The 23,322-nt window shown below is 46.6% G+C and carries 13 protein-coding genes and 1 pseudogene; 7 read left to right on the forward strand and 7 right to left on the reverse strand.

What is annotated here, in order from left to right; all coding sequences use genetic code 11:
* Positions 1 to 23: 23 nt before the first annotated feature.
* Both ydiJ and ppsA read right to left on the reverse strand, forming a co-directional pair.
* Positions 24 to 3,059, reverse strand: coding sequence for a D-2-hydroxyglutarate dehydrogenase YdiJ (gene ydiJ, locus HR45_RS03440; RefSeq protein WP_037439759.1), 3,036 nt, complete (start codon positions 3,057 to 3,059; stop codon positions 24 to 26).
* Between the two features lie 98 nt (positions 3,060 to 3,157).
* Complete coding sequence (ppsA, locus tag HR45_RS03445) at positions 3,158 to 5,527, reverse strand: phosphoenolpyruvate synthase (RefSeq protein WP_037439760.1); 2,370 nt, start codon at positions 5,525 to 5,527, stop codon at positions 3,158 to 3,160.
* A 124-nt stretch (positions 5,528 to 5,651) separates the two neighbouring features.
* Here ppsA and ppsR point away from each other — a divergent pair, with 124 nt between their 5' ends.
* The 4 genes from ppsR to HR45_RS03465 all read left to right on the forward strand — a co-directional run bounded on the left by ppsR (position 5,652) and on the right by HR45_RS03465 (position 9,198).
* Entirely contained in the window at positions 5,652 to 6,464 is an 813-nt protein-coding gene (ppsR, locus tag HR45_RS03450) for a posphoenolpyruvate synthetase regulatory kinase/phosphorylase PpsR (protein WP_037439762.1), read from the forward strand.
* Between the two features lie 164 nt (positions 6,465 to 6,628).
* Positions 6,629 to 7,690 (forward strand): 3-deoxy-7-phosphoheptulonate synthase, encoded by a 1,062-nt coding sequence (locus HR45_RS03455; protein ID WP_037439764.1) that lies wholly within the window; start codon positions 6,629 to 6,631, stop codon positions 7,688 to 7,690.
* Positions 7,691 to 7,974: 284 nt separating this feature from the next.
* On the forward strand, positions 7,975 to 8,373 hold the full coding sequence (locus HR45_RS03460; RefSeq protein ID WP_241461059.1) for an acyl-CoA thioesterase: 399 nt from the start codon (positions 7,975 to 7,977) through the stop codon (positions 8,371 to 8,373).
* 159 nt (positions 8,374 to 8,532) lie between these two features.
* The gene (locus HR45_RS03465; protein WP_037439766.1) at positions 8,533 to 9,198 is read left to right on the forward strand and encodes a response regulator transcription factor; all 666 of its coding nucleotides are present in this window, start codon (positions 8,533 to 8,535) and stop codon (positions 9,196 to 9,198) included.
* Between the two features lie 38 nt (positions 9,199 to 9,236).
* On the opposite strand, the gene fghA is transcribed toward HR45_RS03465, so the two are convergent.
* Positions 9,237 to 10,073: an S-formylglutathione hydrolase gene (gene fghA, locus HR45_RS03470; RefSeq protein WP_037439768.1), complete on the reverse strand. Its 837-nt coding sequence runs from the start codon at positions 10,071 to 10,073 to the stop codon at positions 9,237 to 9,239.
* Between the two features lie 10 nt (positions 10,074 to 10,083).
* Positions 10,084 to 11,208: an S-(hydroxymethyl)glutathione dehydrogenase/class III alcohol dehydrogenase gene (locus HR45_RS03475; RefSeq protein ID WP_037439770.1), complete on the reverse strand. Its 1,125-nt coding sequence runs from the start codon at positions 11,206 to 11,208 to the stop codon at positions 10,084 to 10,086.
* Positions 11,209 to 11,312: 104 nt separating this feature from the next.
* Between HR45_RS03475 and HR45_RS03480 the strand changes: the two genes are divergently transcribed.
* Together HR45_RS03480 and HR45_RS19695 are read left to right on the forward strand one after the other, a co-directional pair.
* Positions 11,313 to 12,206: a LysR family transcriptional regulator gene (locus tag HR45_RS03480; RefSeq protein WP_037439772.1), complete on the forward strand. Its 894-nt coding sequence runs from the start codon at positions 11,313 to 11,315 to the stop codon at positions 12,204 to 12,206.
* Between the two features lie 157 nt (positions 12,207 to 12,363).
* A pseudogene (locus tag HR45_RS19695) lies at positions 12,364 to 14,271 on the forward strand (methyl-accepting chemotaxis protein); the annotation flags it as partial.
* A gap of 138 nt (positions 14,272 to 14,409) precedes the next feature.
* Here the strand turns inward: HR45_RS19695 and HR45_RS03490 are convergent.
* Entirely contained in the window at positions 14,410 to 16,317 is a 1,908-nt protein-coding gene (locus tag HR45_RS03490; protein WP_037439773.1) for a sensor histidine kinase, read from the reverse strand.
* Positions 16,318 to 16,338: 21 nt separating this feature from the next.
* On the reverse strand, positions 16,339 to 18,576 hold the full coding sequence (locus HR45_RS03495) for an EAL domain-containing protein (protein ID WP_037439774.1): 2,238 nt from the start codon (positions 18,574 to 18,576) through the stop codon (positions 16,339 to 16,341).
* Between the two features lie 299 nt (positions 18,577 to 18,875).
* Here HR45_RS03495 and HR45_RS03500 point away from each other — a divergent pair, with 299 nt between their 5' ends.
* Positions 18,876 to 19,637: a phosphatase PAP2 family protein gene (locus tag HR45_RS03500; RefSeq protein WP_052074461.1), complete on the forward strand. Its 762-nt coding sequence runs from the start codon at positions 18,876 to 18,878 to the stop codon at positions 19,635 to 19,637.
* On the opposite strand, the gene HR45_RS03505 is transcribed toward HR45_RS03500, so the two are convergent.
* Positions 19,597 to 23,028, reverse strand: coding sequence for a hybrid sensor histidine kinase/response regulator (locus HR45_RS03505; RefSeq protein WP_037439775.1), 3,432 nt, complete (start codon positions 23,026 to 23,028; stop codon positions 19,597 to 19,599). The genes HR45_RS03500 and HR45_RS03505 overlap by 41 nt on opposite strands.
* Positions 23,029 to 23,322: the final 294 nt, after the last annotated feature.

Consider the following 23,322-nt stretch of genomic DNA (forward strand, 5'->3'; position numbering starts at 1 on the left):
TCCTTTTTTGACTGGTGCTAACGCTACTCAGCCTTGATAACAAGTTCCAGCAGTGCCTCAACCGGGTGCTTCGCTCTAAAGCCTTCAATACGCTTAACCTGGCTACGACAGGAATAACCAGAGATCAAAATCTGCTCATGTGGAATGGTATTAATCGCTTGCTCCCAAGACATTTGATAGAGCGCCTTTGAACGTTCCAAATTTTCAATTTCGTGTCCATAGGTACCCGCCATACCGCAACATCCGAGATTGATGCTATCAAGTTCTGCTCCGAAACGTGCAAAAAGCTTCTGCCAATCTTTCGGTGTACTCGGCTTGGCGCTGGATTCGGTACAGTGACTAAACCACGTAAATTTACGTCCACTATGCTCAAGCTCTGGCAATTTATCGAATTCTTTGAGTAGCCATTCGTTGGAGAGCATTACATCAAAGTTACCGCGACCAGCGCCAAGTGCGAATTTATACTCATCGCGATAAACCAATACCAACGCAGGATCTACCCCCACCATCGGCATGCCAAGCGCAGCGACTTGATTGAAAAAATCTGATGCTGATTTGGCAATACGAGCAAATTTATCCAAAAACCCTTTAATATGCGCCGGTTTACCGTTCGGTTTAAATGGCAACAAAACTGGCTTATAGCCCAATTTCTCCACCAAACGAACAAAGTGATAGACCAATTCGGCATCATAGAAACTGGTAAACGGATCTTGCACGACCAGCACATATTGTGAGCGCTCTGCCAACGGAATTTTTTGCAGTGCTTCGAGATCATAACCTCGGCTATGATGTGCATCTAACATTTGGTTAAGTGTTGGAACCGACAACGCTGGCGCATCGACATAGCCAAGTGCCTTTTTGATGACCCATTTGCTCACGCCATTTTGCGTCGCGAAGTTCATCAGTTTCGGCGCCTTCACCATCAATTGCACTGAATCCTCGATGGTACCCACCAGATAATCTTTCGCTGGGCGCATGTAACGGGTGTAATACATGTTAAAGAACTGCGCACGGAATTTAGGCACATCGACTTTTACCGGACATTGCCCAGAACAAGCCTTACACGCCAAACAGCCTTTCATCGACTCCATCACTTCATGGGAATAGTCGTACTCTTTATCTTTATTCAATGTATTTTGGATACGCTGCAGAATACTGACCGGTTTTGCCTTGGCTAAAGCATTAATATCCACACCTTCAGCTTCCAATAGACGCAGCCATTCGCGCATTAAACCAGAACGACCTTTGGGTGAATGGATGCGATCGCCAGTGACCTTAAATGATGGACACATCGGTGAGAAACGACTGTAATTAAAACATAAACCATTGCCGTTACAGTCCATGACATCAGGGAATGCATCACGAATAGTTACCGGGATCTGCCGATCAAATTTACCGCGTTTTGTACTGTCAACGTTATATAGCAATGGGCCACTATTTTTAGGTGCCACCAATTTGCCAGGATTGAGTCGGTTCTGTGGATCAAATAAGGTTTTGATCTCTTCTAACTCACTATAAAGCTCTTCGCCAAAAACAGCAGGACCATATTCGCCACGTACACCTTTACCGTGTTCGCCCCACATCAAACCGCCGTATTTGCGCGTTAGTGCGGCGACTTCATCCGATACTTGTTTGAGTAGTTGTTCATCTTGAGGATCGCACATATCTAGCGCAGGTCTTACGTGCAATACGCCTGCATCCACGTGACCAAACATGCCGTATTGCAACTTGTGGCTATCAAGCAGTGCGCGAAACTCCATGATGTAGTCGGCAAGCGACTCTGGCGGAACCGCGGTGTCTTCGGCAAAAGCAATCGGTTTACGGCGGCCTTTTGTGGCACCGAGCAGACCGACAGCTTTTTTACGCATCGCATAAATTTTTGAAATCGACGCGCCATCTCGAGTGAGCTGATACCCCACCACTCCCTTTTCGCTGTTGGCGATCTGCTGTTCAAGCACTTGGCAAAGGCTCTCTGCACGCTGCTCAACGTCTTGCTCTTCACCAGCAAACTCAACCATGTTGAGGCCATCGATCTCTTTGCCCGGTACATCTTGAATAAGTGCCGAAACTGAGTGCCAAATAATATCTTCGCGCGCTAAGTTCAGCACTTTAGAGTCAACGGTTTCCACTACCGTCGCATTCGCTTTTACCAAGTCTGGTGCGTGGCGCAGTGCCGACTCAAAGCTGTCGTATTTGACGTTGACCATCAAACGCGTTTTCGGCAATGGCATTACATGTAACTTAGCTTCTGTAACCACAGCTAAGGTGCCTTCAGCCCCGGTTAGGATACGGCTTAAGTTAAACTTGCTCAGATCATCGTTCCAGACATGCTTAAGATCATACCCCGTGAGAAAGCGATTCATATCGGGGAAGCGCTCGAGGATAAGCTCACGCTTAGCGGCGCAACGCTTAGCAACTTCAGCAATAATCTTATCACCGAGCGATGCGGACCCATCCGGTAACTCGGTTGCCGAAATCTCATCAGTAGCCAGCATGCTGCCGTCAACTAAAACACTGTTTAATGCCATCACATGATCAGAGGTTTTGCCATACACTAATGAACCCGCACCCGAGGCATCAGTGGCGATCATACCGCCTAGCGTCGCTCGGTTTGAGGTCGAGAGATCTGGACTAAAAAACAGACCGTGAGGACGTAGCGCATCATTTAGCTGGTCTTTGATCACCCCGGCTTCAACTTTGACCCAGCCTTCGGCCGCATTCACTTCCAATATGCGATTCATATGGCGACTTAGATCTAGCACTATGCCATGGGTTAACGCCTGACCATTTGTACCGGTGCCGCCGCCACGGGCGCTAAAGACGACCTTTTCAAATTCCGGTTTCGCCGCAACAGATAACGCCAACGCCACATCGTCAGAGTTTTTGGGATAAATCACCGCCTGCGGCAGGAATTGGTATATGGAATTATCAGTAGCCTGAGCCAGTCGAGCACTGTAGCGAGTGTCGATATCGCCAGCAAAGCCAGCGGTTTCCAAGGCACTCAGATAATCAAGATAGACAGGCTCTAACACCTGTTGATGCGATAGCAGGGGTAACATTTATCTCTCACTGTGATTTTCTGTTTTGGCAGCATTATAAACAAAAAGAAGCCGCTAAAAAGCGGCTTCTTTAACAGCGTATTAATAATGTGAGGTGATTAACCGTGCGCTTCTGCTAAATAAAGCCACGTATCAATGACTGTATCAGGGTTGAGTGAAACTGTATCAATCCCTTGTTCTACCAGCCATGCAGCGAAGTCAGCGTGGTCAGAAGGACCCTGACCACAAATGCCTACATATGCACCTTTCTCTTTACAAGCTTTAATAGCCATCGCCAACAGTTTCTTAACAGCAGCGTTACGCTCATCAAAGAGGTGACTAATAATGCCGCTATCACGGTCAAGACCAAGTGACAACTGCGTCAGGTCATTAGAACCAATTGAGAAGCCATCGAAGATTTCGAGGAACTCATCAGCCAATAACGCGTTTGATGGTACTTCACACATCATAATGACACGTAAGCCATCTTTTCCGCGCTCTAAACCTTGCTCAGCCAGCAGCTCAATAACTTTACGGCCTTCTTCAAGCGTACGGACAAATGGGATCATCACTTCAACATTGGTCAGCCCCATCTGGTTACGTACACGCTTAATAGCTTCACACTCTAGTGCAAAACAATCGCGGAACGATTCAGAGATATAGCGGCTAGCACCACGGAAACCCAGCATTGGGTTTTCTTCGTCTGGCTCGTAACGGTCGCCACCAACTAAGTTGGCGTATTCGTTAGACTTGAAGTCAGACATACGTACAATCACTTTCTTCGGATAGAAGGCCGCTGCGATAGACGCAATACCTTCAACCAAACGTGCGATGTAATATTCTACTGGTGATTCATAGCCGGCGATCATTTCGGTGATTTCAGCTTTTAACGCTTCATCTTGTTGATCGAATTCCAGCAACGCCTTCGGATGGATACCAATCATGCGGTTGATGATAAATTCCAAACGAGCCAGACCAACACCGGCGCTAGGCAGACGAGCAAAGTCAAAGGCACGGTCTGGGTTACCGACGTTCATCATAATCTTCATCGGCAGTTCAGGCATTGAATCAACACGGCTAGAGATCATGTCAAATGCCAGTTTATTCTGGTAGATGTAACCAGTATCGCCTTCTGCACAAGACACGGTGACTTCTTGGCCATGCTGGATACGATCGGTTACGTCACCACACCCCACAACCGCTGGCACACCTAATTCACGTGCGATAATCGCAGCGTGACAAGTACGACCACCACGGTTAGTCACAATCGCACTCGCGCGCTTCATGATAGGTTCCCAGTCTGGGTCAGTCATGTCGGTAACCAGTACATCACCAGGTTGGATTTTGTCCATTTCATCTAAAGACTTGAGTACCTTAGCGGTACCCGCACCAATCTTGTGACCAATAGCACGGCCTTCGGCGATGACTTCACCTTTTTCTTTTAGGTGATAACGCTCGATGGTTTGTACGTCTTCACGAGAACGTACCGTTTCTGGACGCGCTTGTACGATGTACAGCTTGCCGTCGTTACCATCTTTAGCCCATTCGATATCCATCGGACGGCCATAGTGTTTTTCAATGATCAGCGCTTGCTTAGCCAGCGCCATCACTTCTTCGTCGGAGATAGAGAATTGACGACGTTTTGCTAATTCAACATCCTCAATTTTAACTTGCTTGCCATGAGATTGGTCGGCGGAGTAGACCATCTGAATGAGCTTGCTACCGATATTGCGACGCACAACGGCATGCTTACCGGCATTGAGGATTGGTTTGTGCACGTAAAATTCGTCAGGGTTAACCGCGCCCTGCACCACCATTTCACCTAAGCCGTATGCCGATGTGATAAATACCACTTCGTCATTACCTGACTCAGTATCGATACTGAACATTACGCCAGAAGCCGCTTTGTCAGAACGCACCATACGTTGTACACCGGCAGACAGCGCCACACCGCGATGGTCATAGCCTTGGTGCACACGATATGAAATCGCGCGATCATTAAACAAAGAAGCAAATACGTGTTTGATGGCAACCAGTACCGCATCGAAGCCTTTAACGTTCAAAAAGGTTTCTTGTTGGCCGGCAAATGATGCATCAGGCATATCTTCTGCAGTCGCAGAAGAGCGTACTGCAAATGATGCTTCTGTGGTTTCACTCGATAATTTGTCGTAGGCTTCACGTATTGCTGCTTCAAGGTCAGCTTGGAATGGAGTGTCGATAATCCATGATCTGATCTGTGCGCCTACTTTTGCCAACTCGTTGACATCGTCCACATCCAGTGTGTCAAGGATTTCATATATCTTCTGGTTAACGCCGCTTTGCTCCAGAAACTCGTTGAAGGCATAAGCAGTTGTCGCAAATCCACCGGGTACTTGAACACCGGCGTTGGCCAGGTTACTAATCATCTCACCAAGGGAAGCGTTTTTACCGCCCACCTTGTTGACATCGTCCATGCCTAATTCCTGATACCAGAGTACATATTGCTGCACAGTTCTATCTCCGCAAGTTTATTTAAGTAGCCCTTTCAAAAGGGGGCCAAGGCATTTTACACTTCACGAATATGAGCGTAAATGCATAATTTTATTTGTAATTTTTTTACTACAAGAGGTCGTTATGACACCAAAAGTTTTCTATATTTCTGATGGAACAGCCATTACAGCAGAGGTGTTCGGCCACGCGGTGTTATCGCAATTTCCGCTTAAATTTGATTCAGTTACGATTCCTTTCGTCGAAACTATCGTGAGAGCGGAAGCTGTTAAGAAGCAAATAAATGATAGTTTTATTACAACAGGTCAGCGCCCTTTAGTGTTCCATTCCATCGTAAAATCAGAAATTCGCGACATTATTTACTCCAGTGAAGGACTCGATTACGACTTTTTGAACACTTTTGTGACGCCGCTCGAACAACAACTGGGCGTTCAGGCACTCCCCACCATGCATCGTACCCATAGCATGCTCAATGCGAGCTATGATGCGCGGATTGATGCAATAAATTTCGCTATGGAGAACGATGACGGCCAAACCCTGAAACACATGGATAAAGCCGACATTATTTTGGTCGGGGTATCGCGTTGTGGCAAAACCCCCTCGAGTTTGTATCTATCGATGCAGTTCGGCATCAAAGCGGCCAACTATCCCTTTATTCAAGAAGATATGGATAATCTGAAGCTGCCGGAAATTCTCAAGCGCAACAAACACAAATTATTTGGATTAACTATTGATCCGGTGCGACTACACGAGATCCGTGAGAGCCGATTAGAAAATAGTCGTTATGCATCAATACGTCAGTGCCGCTTAGAGGTAAAAGAAGTGGAGATGCTGTTCAAAAAAGAACGGATTCCCTATATCGACACCACACATCAGTCAGTAGAAGAGATCGCCACCAAGATTTTGGATGTCACAGGTATGGAACGTCACATGTTCTAACGCACGATTTTTGCTTTTGAGCAGTGCTAACGGCCAACACTGTTCTAAAAATAATACAATTCGCGGCAGCGTTCGATTTTTCGCTGCGCTGCCGCACTCAATTCGGTATAATTGCTGCCAACTAAGATTCCTTCCTAAGATAGTATTCTGGTAGTACGCAACGAATGACCATAAAAACCGACGAGCTAAGATCTGATCTGCTGTGTAATGTAATTACACCTGCACAGCTATCTGCCGAATATCCCCTGACCCAAGCTGCTGCCGACTACCTAGTGCAGCAACGCCGCGAAGTAGAAGCCATCATAGAAGGCAAAGATAAACGCTTGTTGGTGATTATCGGTCCGTGCTCTATTCATGATACCGATGCCGCTATCGACTATGCCAAGCGTCTTACGCAACTTCATCAACAACTAAAAGATGATCTGTGTATTTTGATGCGCGTTTACTTTGAAAAACCACGTACCACCGTCGGCTGGAAAGGGTTAATTTCAGATCCAGATTTGGACGGCAGTTTCAGTCCTAATAAAGGTCTACGTTTAGCGCGTAAATTGTTACAGGAAATCACCGAACTTAAACTGCCTATTGCGACCGAATTTCTGGATATGGTCAACGGCCAATATATTGCAGACCTGATCACTTGGGGCGCGATTGGCGCACGCACCACTGAAAGCCAAATTCACCGCGAAATGGCATCGGCGCTCTCCTGCCCCGTCGGTTTTAAAAATGGCACAGATGGAAATATCCAGATCGCCGTCGACGCAGTACGTGCATCCCGCGCTGCTCACATATTTTATTCACCGGATAAAGACGGCGTAATGTCGGTCTACCGTACCCATGGCAATCCTTACGGGCATATTATCCTGCGCGGTGGTAAAGCGCCGAACTATCAGGCTGAACACGTTGCTGCCGCCAGTGAACACTTAAAGAGCGTTGGCATTCATGCAGGCTTGGTTATTGACTTTAGTCACGGCAACAGCCAGAAAAAACACCGAAACCAATTGCTAGTTGCTGACGACGTCATGCAACAGATTGCCTCTGGCGCTACCGATATTGCTGGCGTAATGATCGAAAGTTTTATTGAGGAAGGCAACCAACAGGTGATTCCGGGGCAAGCATTACAATACGGTAAGAGCATTACTGATGCGTGCATTCATTGGGAAGACTCTGAAGCCTTGCTGCTTAAATTGGCAGCGGCCTCACGCCAACGCATGCAACAAAGCAGTTAGATTCATCATACAATTAATGCAAAGGCAGCCATTTATGCTGCCTTTTTTATTGGGAAAATACTAATCATCCAATTATCTGCACTTTTATCGATAGAAACCATGAGTTTTTTGCACCTATTATTCACTCACAGCCTTATTAAACTTTAGTATGATAGTGACCTACATCACAGTTTTACTCATCCTGATAAGGACCTCAAAAAATGTTGGACAGTGCAGTGAGTGCAGCAAGCGCCACAACGGCTGAATCTCTCGATCTTCACCGTGAAGATGTGATTCGTCAACGTATGGATATGTCGGAGTCACGCGTCATTAAAGCGGTATTCCCCGCTATTTTGAACAACCATAACACGCTGTTTGGTGGTGAAGCGTTGGCGTGGATGGATGAAACTGCGTTTATTGCGGCAACTCGCTTTTGTCGTAAACCAACGGTCACGGTCAGCTCAGACAAAATTGATTTTAAAAAACCCATTCCTGCAGGCACTATGGCAGAATTAATTGCTCGCGTGATTTACGTTGGTAATACTTCGATGAAAGTTGAAGTTAATATATATGTTGAAGATATGAACCAAGATCATCGCGAACACGCCATTAGAGGTGTGTTTACCATGGTTGCCGTAGATAAAGAGAGAAAGCCAACCAAAGTGTTGTCTGACAATTTATTTGAACTGCCTGCACTTAATTAAATTTACGGAATGGCTTTTAATGGTTGTGAATCTCGACTAAAGTCTTAGGGCATGTCGAGTGAAAGTTGTGCAAATCACTCGAAAACCAATAGGATATAGCTGCATTTTTCTGTTACATTGAAATCCCTTCAATGAGCAGAACAACATACGATAAATGCCATGAAGCCAGAAAACTTAAAAATTATTATTGCTGATGACCATCCTTTATTTCGAAGTGCGCTGAGACAAGCCTTGTCGCCAGCGTTTGCTAATACAGCATGGTTTGAAGCAGATAGTGCTGATGCACTACAGCAATTACTCGAGAGTGATGGGCAAGCGTGCGATTTAGTGTTACTTGATCTGCAAATGCCTGGTTCTCATGGGTATTCTACTTTAATTCATTTGCGCTCACATTTTCCTGAACTACCCGTTATTGTTATTTCCGCCCATGAAGACGGCACTACTATTAGTAAAGCAATTCACTATGGTAGCGCGGGCTTTATTCCTAAGTCAGCGTCCATGGAAACATTTTCAGAAGCCATTAATGATGTGTTAATGGGGGACATTTGGCTGCCCGAAGGTGTTGAACTTGTGGATATTGACGACGAAGGTAGCTCTGAAAAGATTGCTGGTAAATTATCTGAATTAACACCGCAACAATATAAGGTGCTTCAGATGTTTGCAGAGGGGATGCTGAATAAACAGATCGCTTATGATTTAGGTGTGTCTGAAGCAACCATTAAAGCTCACGCAACAGCGATTTTTAGAAAACTAGGCGTGAGAAATAGAACTCAGGCCGTTATTGCGTTGCAGCAACTCGATATGGATAAAGTCGAAATCGGTTAAATAAAAAACGCCCCTATTTAGGGGCGTTTTTTATTAGGCTATAAATATTGCCAATGGAAGCGCAAATGCTCTTCAATAAAGCTGGCGATAAAGAAATAGCTGTGGTCATAACCGGGATGACTCTGATAATCCAGTGGAAAGTCTGACTGCGCGGCAACCGCGACCAGACTTTCAGGCATCAACTGTTCAACCAAAAAGTTATCAGCTTCACCTTGGTCAACTTTCATTGGCAAAGGTGTCGCCCCCGACTTTATCAGCTCGACAGTATCATGTAGTTTCCACTGCTCACGATCCAACCCCAAGTAGCCTTCAAACGCTTTTTGTCCCCAAGGACATTGCGTTGGATGACAGATTGGCGAGAACGCAGAAGCACTAACAAACATACCTGGATTTTTCAGCGCGATAGTCAAAGCACCGTGGCCACCCATTGAATGCCCTGCAATCGCCTTTTGTTCTGTAACCGGAAAATGCTGTGCGATAAGTTTAGGCAGTTCATCTATCACATAGTCATACATCTGATAATGTTTGGCCCATGGCTCAACTGTCGCATTGATGTAAAAACCTGCGCCCAGACCAAAATCATACGCAGCATGCGCATCATCTGGTACACCTTCACCGCGGGGACTGGTATCAGGACAGACAATCGCCATGCCCAATTCCGCAGCCACGCGCTGTGCCCCAGCTTTTTGCATAAAGTTTTCATCGGTGCAGGTTAATCCTGACAACCAATACAGCACTGGCACCGGCTTATCATTCGCTTGTGGTGGCAAGAAAATCGCAAAGCGCATCTCACAATTCAGTACACTCGAGTTATGAGTATACTGCTTGTGCCAGCCACCAAACATTTTGTTGCTACTGATATTTTCCATTATCAGCGCTCCTATCTTAGTAGTGGATGACGCTGCGAATGCTCTTACCTTCGTGCATCAACTCAAATGCTTCGTTGATATCATCTAAAGGCATAGTGTGAGTGATGAAGTCGTCCAATTTGAACTCACCAGCCAGATACTGTTCAACTATGCCAGGCAGCTCTGAACGGCCTTTAACACCACCAAACGCTGAGCCTTTCCACACACGACCTGTTACCAGTTGGAATGGACGCGTTGAGATCTCCTGACCAGCGCCAGCAACACCGATGATGACAGACTCGCCCCAGCCTTTGTGGCAGCATTCTAGCGCTGAACGCATTACATTGACGTTACCGATACATTCGAAAGAATAATCCACACCGCCATCAGTCAATTCGATGATCACATCTTGAATTGGCTTGTCGTAATCTTTTGGATTGATGCAATCAGTAGCACCCAGTTTCTTTGCCAGCTCGAACTTGCTTTCGTTCAAATCGATACCGATGATGCGGCCAGCTTTCGCCATAGTCGCGCCGATAATGGCAGACAGACCGATACCGCCCAGACCGAAGATAGCAACGGTAGCGCCCTCTTCCACTTTCGCGGTGTTCATAACGGCGCCCATACCTGTGGTCACACCACAACCGAGCAGACAGATTTCTTCTAGCGGTGCCGCTTTGTTCACTTTAGCCAATGAGATTTCTGGCAATACTGTGTATTCAGAGAAAGTCGAGCAGCCCATGTAGTGGAAAATTGGCTTACCATCTTTATAGAAACGTGTAGTGCCATCAGGCATTAAACCTTTACCTTGGGTCGCACGTACCGCAGAACACAGGTTGGTTTTGCCAGATTTACAGAACTTACACTCGCCACATTCAGCGGTGTACAGTGGGATTACATGATCACCGACTTCAACGCTTGTTACGCCTTCGCCAACCGCTTCAACAATACCGCCACCTTCGTGGCCAAGAATCGCCGGGAACACACCTTCTGGATCATCACCGCTCAAGGTAAAAGCATCAGTATGACAAACACCGGTGGCGATGATTTTCACCAAAACCTCACCAGCTTTTGGCATCATTACATCTACTTCTTCAATTTTTAACGGTTCGCCCGCTGCCCACGCTACTGCAGCGCGAGACTTGATAAACTTTTCAGTCATTATCTGATTCCTTCAGCTTGTGATTAACTCGCAAAACATTGTAATTACTTCCTTCATGGTGATAATCTAGCTTTTCAACAATACACTTTTACACAGATGTAATAATGAACCCTTGGAATGGTCTTCCAGAATTCATCGCTGTCGCCGAATTGCAAAGCTTCACCGCTGCTGCAGCGCGACTGGGGATCTCTTCAGCACAAGTCAGCCGCCAAATTGCCGCACTAGAAAGGCGCCTTAACAGTAAGCTGTTTTACCGCACCACCAGAAAGGTTAGCCTAACTAACGAAGGCCAGCTGTATTATCGCCATTGCCGCACCCTGCAGGATGGCATTGAGGAAGCCGAACGGGCGCTAGGTTCATTGCAACGTGAACCTCAGGGGCAGCTAAGAGTAACCGCGCCCGTCACTTATGGTGAGCAGTTTCTGGTACCACTGTTCAACGACTTCCAACTGCAATTTCCCAAATTGACCATCGAAATTGTGCTCACCAACAAAACCCTCGATCTTATCGAAAATGGTATCGATCTCGCCGTTCGCCTCGGGAAACTAGACGATTCCTCTTTTATCGCGAAACGCTTAGCCAGCCGCCGCAATTATGTATGTGCCGCACCATCGTATTTAGCGCACTATGGCGCCCCACATACACTCTCAGAGTTAACTCAACATAACTGCTTAGTCGGTAATACACCCTATTGGCGTATGAGTGAAAATGGCGCGGAAAAGCAGATAAAAGTCAGCGGAAATTATGTGTGTAACTCGGGCATGGGCGTGTTAGATGCGGTACGTAAGGGGTTAGGATTAGCACTGCTGCCAGATTACTATGTGGCACAAGAGCTGGCACAAGGGAAACTGGTCGAGGTACTCAGTCAGTACCGCGGTCCTTCAGAAGGTGTTTGGGGGCTCTACCCACACAATCGTCATCTTTCCCCGAAAGTCAGTATGTTACTGACGCATTTAGAAAAAGGCTTAAAGCACAAAAGATTACAAGTTCTCGAATAACACTAAAGTTTAGTGCTCAAACTCTCTTGTAACTGTGCGTAATGCTGCATGACTGACTATATTCAATTGGCCAGCTATTTAGAATTAATTCAATAAAATAGCGCCGTATCAACATAAGCTACTTTACAAAGTGCTTTGTCAGTCGAGGTCATTTGCTATGTTTTTTGGGCGAAATAAAACAAAACCTAGTGCGAAATCATCACCACTCTCCATCTCCATTAGCCGCACCATATCAAGCCAAGAGATCAATGAAGCAGCGCTAGCCGATTTCAAACTAGATGGCGGTACCGCGTTAGTGATTGCCTATATTTCGCCGCACTGCGACTTTGCCAATGTAAGCCGAAAATTAAAGCAAGCAATGCCGTACGCTGAACAACTGATTTCGATTATGACTGCGGGCGAATTGGGTGGTGGTCATCAGCTTTACCACGACACACCAACCAGCTGGGATGGCATAGTGCTACATGCCTTTTCCAAACACATCATCAGCCACATGTCCGTGCATTCCGTTCCCTTGTATAGTGACGACATTAAAGCTGGCAAGGCGAGTCTGTCTCCAAAACAACGCATCGAAAAAATCGCCAACGAACTTAACAAATTACAAGTGCCATTTGATATTGGCAGTAAAAGTACCTTAGCCCTAACCTATTTCGACGGTCTCACGGCCAGCGAAGATTTCTTTACTCAGGCACTCTATAAAATTCGCCGCTTTCCCTGCTATTTTATCGGCGGTAGTGCGGGTGGTAAGCTCGATTTTAAAGCGGCGGATATCGCGATAAACGGAGAAGTTCAACCTAATCGCGCCTTGGTGTGTTTTTGTAAGATTGCGGAAGGCTATCGCTTCGGCATTTTAAAGAGCCATAACTTCCAACCTACTGGCACCAGTTTTGACGTCGCCCGTTTCGACCCTTTGACGCGGACGCTACACAGCGTGTTAGACAGCCAAATGAATATTGTTACGCCGGTAGATGCGCTCACGAAGCACTTTAAGTGCAGTCCAGCCCAGTTGAATGAGCGCCTCAACAGCCATTCATTCGGAGTAGAGATTGAGAAAAATATCTATATCCGTTCAGTTGCCACCATTAATGACGATGGCAGCATCACCTTTTTCAGTGACATGGCCTTTGGGGAAAAACTACTGCTGGTCAAAGCGCGGGACTTTACTCAGGCGACCACCGAAGACTATCAAAAGTTTATGCAAGGAAAGCCTGGAAAACCTGTGGCTATGATTGCCAACGACTGTATTCTACGACGTCTTAATAACAGCAGTAGCCTCAGCAAAGTGAATGCGTTCACCGGCGTTTGTCTGTCTGGTTTCTCCACCTTTGGTGAGTTTCTGGGGGTGCATCAAAATCAGACCATTACTGCAGTTGCCTTTTTTGAGGTGGCCAAAGGTAGCAAATACTTTGATGAATACGCTGATAACTACCCCTTCTATCTCGCGTCGTTTTCCAGTTACCACCTGAGTACCCGTCAGGTCAGTCTAGAGCGTATTAATCATCTGCAACAAAACCTGATTTCGCAGATGGCCAAAGTGCATCCTCTGCTTCAGGCCTCCACAGAACAACTTAAATTTATCGCGGTACAGTCGAATGAATCAGCTATGCGCCAAATCGAATTAGGCGAGCAGTTTACCCTGTTCATGCAGCAAATAACCCAGCAACAAGCTCAGCGCCAAAGCCTGACTAGCGGCATGGTCGAGCTACGAAACAGCGCGGATAGGATTGTCAATATTATCCAATCGATAAGTGGTATCGCCGAACAAACTAACTTGCTAGCCTTGAATGCCGCGATTGAAGCTGCACGCGCTGGCGAAGCGGGTCGCGGCTTTGCCGTGGTAGCAGATGAAGTCAGAGCGCTATCACAAAGGACACAAACCAGTGTGAAGGAAACGGCTGAAACTATTGATAGTGTGTCGAATTCGATTAAAGGCATTTCCGGCGCCACAGAAAGCATCAACGAGGTGCTGACCACCATTGAACACGATTCGCAACGACTCAGTGTTGAGTTAAGCGATTTGTCGAACAGTTCCAAAGAAGCCGCGGAGCTCGCCGAAGAAGATGTCGAGAAAGCAGATCAGATCCACCAGCAGATGCTGACGATTGAGCAAGAAACGCAGTTAATTGAATCGCTATCAGCGTTAGCAGAGCAGCAGGCTAGATATCACTGATCCCCCAATAACACGGTCGCCATTGCGGCCGTGTTATCTATCGCGTGCATGAGCCTGCGCATAGGGCACCGGATCGACTGGCAAGGAAATCTCAAAACTGCTACCGATTTTTAGGCGTTCCACTTTAATTTCACCATACAAACATTGGGTGACCCATTGAAACACTAAATGAAGCCCTAACCCGGTGTGCTTTTTATCGCGGCGCGTGGTAACAAACGGGTCAAACAAACTCTCAATTAAATGCTCTGGTATGCCGCAACCATCGTCGATGACGCTAATGGCATGATGACGTAACAAACTCCGATAACGGATTCTAATATGTCCATGAATGGTTTCATTAAAACCATGTTCTACCGCATTGAGCAGCAAATTTTGCAAGACCTGCGACAGCACGCCAGGTTGCGACAACACACGCACATTGTCGTCAATATCAACCGACACGACCACATTGGATTTTTTGATTAATGGCATTAAACCACGCACCATATCATCAACTAACTGCTTCAGCGGTATTTGGATAAATTCGTCCTCTACCCGTGTTAACGTCAACCGTTTAAAACTCTGAATTATGGTATTAGCTTGAGTAAGATTGCGTTCAGTTAATTCGATACTCGCTTGCATGTGCTGCATAAAGTCATCAAGAACTTTGCGGGTCAGACCGCGCTGCAGTGACACCTGTAACTTTTGATATTCCTGTTTAATTTCAGAGACGGTTAATATCGCTCCGCCGACAGGCGTATTCATTTCATGAGAAATCCCCGCCACCATCATCCCTAGTGACGACAAACGCTTAGACTCCGCCAGATCGTCTTTGATTAAATTCATCTGCCTTAGATTTGTATCCAAACGCTGATTCATCGCAGCTAATGCGTCGCGATCCTCTTTTAATCTATTACTCAGTGCCAAAATCGACATACGGCTGAAATAATCGCGCACCACAAACCCAAGTCCTAAAACAAAGATGATGCCGCCGGCAATGATGGCGGGCCAACTCGCCTGCTGTTGCACACTTTTAACAATAGCTGCATCGGTCGACACCACAATATTCACTTTTCGGTCCGGCCATACTCCACCTGTATTGGTTAAACTCTCGAGTTGATAGCTGATCAGGCGAGCGCCAATTTGCTGGCCGATAAAATAGTTAGCTTGGGTCATGTGTTGCCACAGCAATGGATTTAGCTGGGAAATATTCATGTTGGGGTTAGCAAGATCGAGCCCCCATTTTTTCTCGTCGTTGGGGTTCACCAGCCAATACCCCGCCTCGTTGGTGATTTCGACTTGTGTTTCCGCATTTGAAAGTTTGGCCACTCGCGCTAACAGAGGTCCGAGATTGTAATTGATGATCAATAGCCCTTTGCGTAAACCATCACCTGCGCCTGTTTGCAGAGAAATACGTACAGTGGGTTCAAACGGGATGACAATTTGTTGGTGTTCAACATTGAGATCTATGGGGCTGAGATACACTAACGGCGGCGTTACTGTCATTCCTTCCTGAAAGTAGTAACGGTCACCTTTATATTGCAGCTCATCCCTGTCGATGATAAAGGCGCGCTGCGCTTCAACGTCCACGCGCACTTGTTCATTACCTTGTCCATCGAGCCATCGTACTTGCAGCAAATTATCGATGTGTTCGCCTAACTTCGAAAACTCATCTTGCATCGCAAATCTATTGAACGGTTTATCAATGGCGAGACTCTGTTGAATAACACCATTAATGGACAACATGCGAATAAAATCTTCGAGCTCGCCCAGCTCTTGCACCACCATCAGTCCTGTACGATGCGCCACATCACTCTGCTTAGCAATTAAGCTGCGATTTTTACCAGAGACTTGAATATTGTAGATTAACAACGCTGATAACACTGCGAGCGTCAGTACGGCGATCAACAGCACCAGACTGTTTAACCGCACTCGCCCTTTACCGTCAATCCCTGTGAACATCGCTTTCCTTAGCCTAGTGCACTAGGCAAATGTCTTATCTTTTAACCATGTAAGCAAACTGGAGAGTTCCATTGGTTTGGCAAACAGATAGCCCTGCGCAATCTCGCAGCCTAACTGCAGCAACTTTTTACGTTGAGCTTCGGTTTCGACGCCCTCCGCGATCACAGTAAAATTAAAGCGTTGCCCCAGTTTAATAATGACTTCCACCACATCTTCACCGGCGCTATTTTTCATCATAGCGTCAATAAAGGCGCGATCGATTTTCAAATGGGTCGCCCCCAACTCAGTAATATGTTTCAGTGATGAATAGCCGGTACCAAAGTCATCGATGTTCACCCCGATTCCACAGCCCATAAGCTGTTTTAGCACCGGTGCCACTCGTTGGTAATCATCCATGGCTTGTGATTCAGTAATTTCAATCTCCAGTAGTTTGGCCTGCGACGGACTTTCAATAGCGAATGAAAGCATCTCGTCGACAAACGCATCATCCTCCAAATCCGATACCGTCACATTGAACGAAACGGGCAGTGCTATGCCCGCATCGATTAACTGTTTGAGTGCCACCAAGGTCAGTTCATAAACATGGTGATCCACTTTATTGATTAATCCCGACATCTCAGCAACGGGAATAAAAGCCCCCGGCGGTACTAAGTCACCGTTGGCTTTACGCCAACGCAGTAGTGCCTCAAAACCACATACCGCTAAATCACGTAAGCGCACCTTAGGTTGAAACACCAACAACAGCTCGCCACTATCGATTGCTTCGTTTAACCCTTGTAATAACTGATGTCGCGCCACGATATTTCCGCGCATTTCGGGAGAGTACTCAATAAACTGTGCGCCAGTTTTACGTCCATACTGAATAGTCGAGCTAAGTAAATGGAACACCTCCTGTGCATTGCTATTTTCTAGCAACGAAAGCTCCATCAGTACCGAATTAACCTCAATATGTAATTGAATCCGGTCAGCCATAATTTTAAAGTGATCGAGTTCAGAAATAAGTCGCCTATCCTGCAGATCAGACCTGCTCAACATGACCGTAAAACAGTCATCATTGACGCGGGCAATATGACGATCTGAGGCCACAACGCGGCTCAGTGCCAGATAAAACTGATATAAAACGCTGCTGAATGATTCCCCTGAAATACTCAACACTAAGTCATGGTAATCACGGATGGTGAAGGCCAGTAGCACGGCATCCTGACGTTCTTGCTCAGTAAGACTATCGATAAAACGTAACAGCCATGCGCGATTGGGAATTTTTAAGTCGCTGTCGTAATAGGCCAATTCTGATAAGCGATTGCACAACAGAATGTTATTAAAGCCATTACTGACGTTTTCGCTGAACACTTGCAACAGGTTGATATGGTAGGCACTTAATGGTCTTAGTGATTCCACCACCATAATAAAGTTGCTTTCACCTTCCGCTTTATCGGTAGCAAAAAATAATACACTAAGCTTATCTAAGAATTGGTGTCGCCGTTGCATCTGACATTGCTTAATCAAACTCGTTAGCCCGCCAAGATAATTATCGGGAATATCCCCAAGCGTCTTGAGTTGATTTCCAGCGATTGTTGTAAAACTTCCTGAGCAACTAATCACCTTGTACTGTTCGGTAGCCTGATGCGTATCTTCCTGTGCACAGATAATTCCGCCAACGGACGCATCGAGAATCTCACGCACTTTTTGAAGCAACAAATTAGCGTAAGAGTTTACGTCTCCGAGGCGCGATAGCTCGCGTGATGCTTCTACCACTAAACTTAAGCTTTTGCGTGCATTCTCCAGCTCACAATAGGCGTGCCATGTGCGAATATTCGCGGCCACCACACTGCGAATTTTATCGGAAGAAATCTCCGTTTTTTGCCAGTACTCATCAATATCATACTGCTGCATGACATCAACAAACGGCGCCATGCCCGGTTGCCCGGTCAGTAAAATCACCCGCAAGGTATCATTACCAAGCACTTGGCGAATGGTATTAACTAAGCGTAAGCCTGCCTCGTCGTCTTCCATTACCACGTCTAATAAAGCGACGGCTAAATCGGGAGTGGATGCGATGATTTCTGCTGCCTGAACCGCATTGTCGGCCGTCAGCATTTGAATTGGACGACCTTTGATATAGTAGCCGTTCAAGGTATGCATCAGACTTGCCTGATAGTTTTGGTCGTCTTCGACAGAGAGAACTTTCCATGTCCCATATAATTGGAAGGAGGTGGTGGTCTCTGCCTCTTGCGCGAATTGAAATAGCTCTTCTTCCATGCTCCCTCACCTCATTCAAAATCTTTGATAGCAGCAATTCGCCATTTTGCTCCTATGCATTCAGACTTAAACCTAGTTAATAATCGGTCGAATTCAAGCACTGATGGGGCAAGGCACACTAAAGGCGAATAAAAGAAAAATCGAACGTAGGCCACGCAAAATATCTTCGACAAGGTGCCGCAAGCACCTAAAGCGCCATAACTAAAGTCACGGCATAACAAATAACCAATTTGCTTAAGAAAACCTTAATTTTTGCTTATCAGACTTTGTGTCAAAATGTGAATGCATGAAGACCATCAATGTTAAATCGCCATCCCAACGCCACTCAGTGGTGTTCACAGCAATTGTTAGTCCCTTTTATCTTCGGTGTCTTAGGTTTGTTTCTGATTAACTCTTTTGGACTGGATCTGAAACTGGCAAGCTGGATTTTTGCATTAGAAGGCGGCGAAGGCTGGCAATTACGCCACAATCCTTTTTTTGAACACGTGCTGCATAATGGTGGACGTCATCTCGTGACCGTCGCTTCAGTGATATTGATTATCAGCGCCATCGCCAGCAACTTTGTAGGTAAACTCAAACCTTATCGCAAGAGCCTATTAATGCTAATCATTAGTGTGGCGAGCACTATTTTGTTAGTGCGTTACGGCAAAGAAGTGACCAATGTTAGCTGTCCTTGGGATGTAGCACTCTTTGGCGGTACGAAACCATTTATGGAATTTCCTGCCAGTCTCAATAGCGGACTTAAGTTAGGTCAATGCTATCCCGGCGGTCATAGCAGTGGCGCTTTTGCCTGGGTTGCTCTCTATTATTTTGGTTTGGTGCATAAGCCAGAATGGCGCTTTAAGTTGCTGTTGCCCGCAGTGATCATCGGTATCGTGTTTGCCACGACTCAGGAGCTACGTGGCGCACACTTTCTCAGCCACGACCTCACAAGCCTGTGGATGGCATGGCTGCTCGCGACTATGACTTATAGTGTTATGTACCGTCCTTGGCAAGCGAGTGAAGCAACCGAATCAGTGACTATCGACGCTGACGTACCAAGCTTGAAATTAACGCTCTAAGCGCTGCTGGTTTCACCATTTTTGCCATGTAGTGATAGCCGCGCTGTTCGACATCATCAATCACCGCCTTATTAGTGTTGGCGGTGATGAGAATTCCCGGTAGCGTATCGCCATAAGCAGCGCGGATAGCATCCATAGCATCCACCCCATTCTTACCGTCATCGAGATGGTAGTCAGCCAAAACAATATCTGGCGCGACGCCTTTAAGCCCCAATTTGATGCGGGCATCATCAATGTCATTGGCACAGATAACATCGCACTGCCAACGGGTGAGTAAGCTCTCAAGCCCCGCCAAAATAGCCTCTTCGTTATCAATACATAATACTTTCACACCGGCTAATGTTTTCACCGCGGCGGTCATATTTTTCAACTTGGGCTCAGTCGCCTTTGAGCCAATTGGCACAGCAACTGAGAACATCGACCCCTTGCCGTGAATGGAATACACTTTGATTTCATGCTCCAGCACCTTGCTGATCCGCTCGGCAATAGCCAACCCAAGCCCCAGGCCATTGGCACTTTTCGAATGCGGATTGTCGATACGTTTGAACTCTTGGAAGATTGCTTTGAGCTGCTCAGGCTCAATACCACAACCAGTATCCAGCACTTGGATTTCTAACATTCCCTTACGATGACGGCAGCCAAGTAGCACCTTACCGCCTTTGGCATAGCGAAACGCATTAGTGAGGAAGTTTTGAATGATGCGGCGCAGCAAGGCAGGATCTGAGTTAACCGTGACTTTAGACGACACCACTTCAAAGCGAATTTTACTGTCGCCCGACATCGCTTCAAATTCCACCGCCATGGTGGAAAGGATCTCTTCGATGGAGAAGTCACGCCGTTTCACATCCACTTTACCGGAGTCCAAGCGCGAGATATCCAACAAATCGGTTAACAGCTCGCCAGCATTTTTCAGCGATCCATTGATATGACTTAATGTTTGTTGCACGTCGAGCGCAACATCCGGGTGTTGGGTTAACGATGCTGTAAATAAACGCGCCGCATTAAGAGGCTGCATGAGGTCATGGCCGACAGCAGCCAAAAAGCGGCTTTTAGACGCGTTCGCCATCTCTTCCTGCGCTTTAGCTTCCAGTAATTGGCTATTCAGCAGCGCTAATTCATAAGTCCGTTCGCGTACCCGCGCCTCAAGGTTTTCATTAGACGCTTGCAATGCCTTTTGTTGCTCACGATATTGGGTAATATCGGTAAAGGTCATTACGAAACCACCATCAGGCATCGGGTTTCCTTGGATCTTAATCACCTTGCCGTCTTTACGTTGCCGCTCTGAACTATGCGCAGAGCCAGCGCGCATATGATTGAGGCGCTTTTCAACATGCTCATCAATACTTCCTACGCCACAATAGCCACGAGCGGCATTAAAACGAATCACCTTCGCAATCGGCATCCCCGGCTGCAGAAAGTCTTTAGGATAGCGATAGAGCTCTTCATAACGATAATTCCACGCCACCAGATTCAAATCTTTATCAACGACGCTCATACCTTCATTGGCGTGCTCGATGGCCGCGCGCAGCATATCCTGACTGAGGAGCACTTGTGATGATGCGTCATCCACCAGACTGAACACTTCATCAAGCGCTAAATCGCGACCTTCAAGCACAGAATCCATCACAACTGCTGCGCTAGATGCACCGAGTACCCCGGCCAACAGATGTTCAGTGTGGTTAATCAAGCCTCGCGATGCAGACTTATGCCAACTGTCACTGCGAACGGCTTCAGGAGAAAAGCGTGAAAAGCTCTCGTAGGCTCTTGTTGGGCTAACAAAGCGGCTGGCTAGAATAAGTAAATCTTGCTGGCTGATCTGAACTGCGCGGCGGTTGCCGCTGTTACGCATCTGTCCAGGGATCACAAAGGCACTGGCCTGAATACGTTCAACAACACCCGCTCTAAACCACACCGAACCAAGAATATAAAAGATGAAGTTAGCAACGAGGGACGTAAGAATATCGTGAATATTGGGCGTGACATCAGTGAAGGTCGACATTCCCTGAGTAAACAGATCACCGGAAATTGCCGCATCACGGAACAACAGCACGCCCCACAACACAAAGCCGACCGCTAATCCGAGCATTACGCCTGAACGGTTGCCGCGTTTCCAGTAAAGGCCGCCGACTAATGCCGGGGCTAACTGTGCAAAAGAGCCAAAGGCCAGCATACCCAAATGCGACAATGAATCATTATGTTGAAAACTCAGGTAGGCCACATAGCCCATCGCCAGAATTAATACGATGGAAATACGCCGCACATATAATAGTTGGGTGGAAAACTGACCAAAATTACCCCGCTTAATCTGCCCGGTACGTAACAGTACAGGCACCAACCATTCGTTACTGATCATGATGCTGATGGTCACAACCGCAACAATCACCATTCCCGTTGCGGCAGACAGAGTTCCCAGCAACGCGATGACCGCCAGCCATTCTTTGCCCATCGCCAATGGTAGATTAATGACATAGGTATCTGGAGTCACTGTGTCGCCCAATAGCAGTTTACCCGCTAGCGCCAGAGGGCCAACAAACGACGCAAACAGCACCAGATATAGCGGAAACACCCAGCGCGCTTTACGCAAGTTGCGCTCGTTTTGCGCTTCAACCACCATGACATGGAAAATACGTGGCATACATAGGAACGCAGCCATCCCCACCAATACATCGGGGACTATCGACTCCAGCCGCATATTGGGTTCCTGAATAATGCCTGCGCTTGATGCTTGTTCCCATAACGGACCGAAACCACCGAATACCCCAAACACCACCACAATGCCCAGCACTAAAAATGCCGTCAGTTTGACTAACGACTCAAAGGCAATCGCTAGCATCATGCCGGGGTTGTGCTCAGTCGCATCCAGTTTACGAGTACCAAATAATATGGCGAACACCGCCAGCCAGATGGAAATCAGTAACGCTACCAGCGTGCCGTTTAGTGGTTCACCTTTGGGTTGAAATAGATTGAAGGCGAACACCATAGATTTAAGCTGCAAAGCGATATAAGGCATGATGCCAAACATGGCAATGAGCGTGATAAACACAGCTAACGGCTGTGATTTACCATAGCGGGCGGCAATAAAATCCGCCACGGAGGTGATGTTCTGTGCTTTGGAGACAATCACCATTTTGCGAAGTAAGCCAAAGCCCAATAAAAACACCAAGATTGGCCCGATAAAAATCGGGACAAATGACCAAAAATCATTGACCGACTGCCCTACGGTGCCAAGAAAACTCCATGATGAGCAGTAAACGGCCAGGCTTAACGCATAAATCCAGTGCTGCAGTTTCTTCGTGCTATTGCTAAACCAACGCTCTGCCCCCCATGCCAATAAACACAAAAGACATACGTAACACAGCGCGAATGCCGCCACCAACCAGGTCAAATTCATTATCAATTCCGTTGCAGCTCAAAAATACAACTAGTTGTTATTCTGAAATTTCTTACAGCCAATAAACTACCCTAAAAGGCGTCGTGACGAAATAACGCTTATAACACTATAAGTTAGCAGCTAAATCATAATTGAGATTGCCGCTCAACTCAGCGCAAATTCGCCCCATTGTAGCACGCCAAATAAGCTCTTATCCTTTTGAAAAATAAGCCTAAAGTATAAATAGACCAATGTCTAATAGAGCGCCACACTGCATACAAACCATACTTTTGCGACACGCATCACTGAAATGGG

It is taken from the genome of Shewanella mangrovi, assembly GCF_000753795.1.
Classification (GTDB): domain Bacteria; phylum Pseudomonadota; class Gammaproteobacteria; order Enterobacterales; family Shewanellaceae; genus Shewanella; species Shewanella mangrovi.

Bases quoted from the DNA above. Each gene is read 5' to 3' on its own strand.
- HR45_RS03490 (WP_037439773.1), bottom strand. From the start codon at position 16,317: ATGTTCACAGGGATTGACGGTAAAGGGCGAGTGCGGTTAAACAGTCTG.
- HR45_RS03475 (WP_037439770.1), bottom strand. From the start codon at position 11,208: ATGACTGAAAAGTTTATCAAGTCTCGCGCTGCAGTAGCGTGGGCAGCG.
- HR45_RS03495 (WP_037439774.1), bottom strand. From the start codon at position 18,576: ATGGAAGAAGAGCTATTTCAATTCGCGCAAGAGGCAGAGACCACCACC.
- HR45_RS03460 (WP_241461059.1), top strand. From the start codon at position 7,975: ATGGATATGTCGGAGTCACGCGTCATTAAAGCGGTATTCCCCGCTATT.
- ppsR (WP_037439762.1), top strand. From the start codon at position 5,652: ATGACACCAAAAGTTTTCTATATTTCTGATGGAACAGCCATTACAGCA.
- HR45_RS03455 (WP_037439764.1), top strand. From the start codon at position 6,629: ATGACCATAAAAACCGACGAGCTAAGATCTGATCTGCTGTGTAATGTA.
- HR45_RS03505 (WP_037439775.1), bottom strand. From the start codon at position 23,028: ATGAATTTGACCTGGTTGGTGGCGGCATTCGCGCTGTGTTACGTATGT.
- HR45_RS03480 (WP_037439772.1), top strand. From the start codon at position 11,313: ATGAACCCTTGGAATGGTCTTCCAGAATTCATCGCTGTCGCCGAATTG.
- HR45_RS03465 (WP_037439766.1), top strand. From the start codon at position 8,533: ATGAAGCCAGAAAACTTAAAAATTATTATTGCTGATGACCATCCTTTA.
- HR45_RS03500 (WP_052074461.1), top strand. From the start codon at position 18,876: ATGTTAAATCGCCATCCCAACGCCACTCAGTGGTGTTCACAGCAATTG.
- ydiJ (WP_037439759.1), bottom strand. From the start codon at position 3,059: ATGTTACCCCTGCTATCGCATCAACAGGTGTTAGAGCCTGTCTATCTT.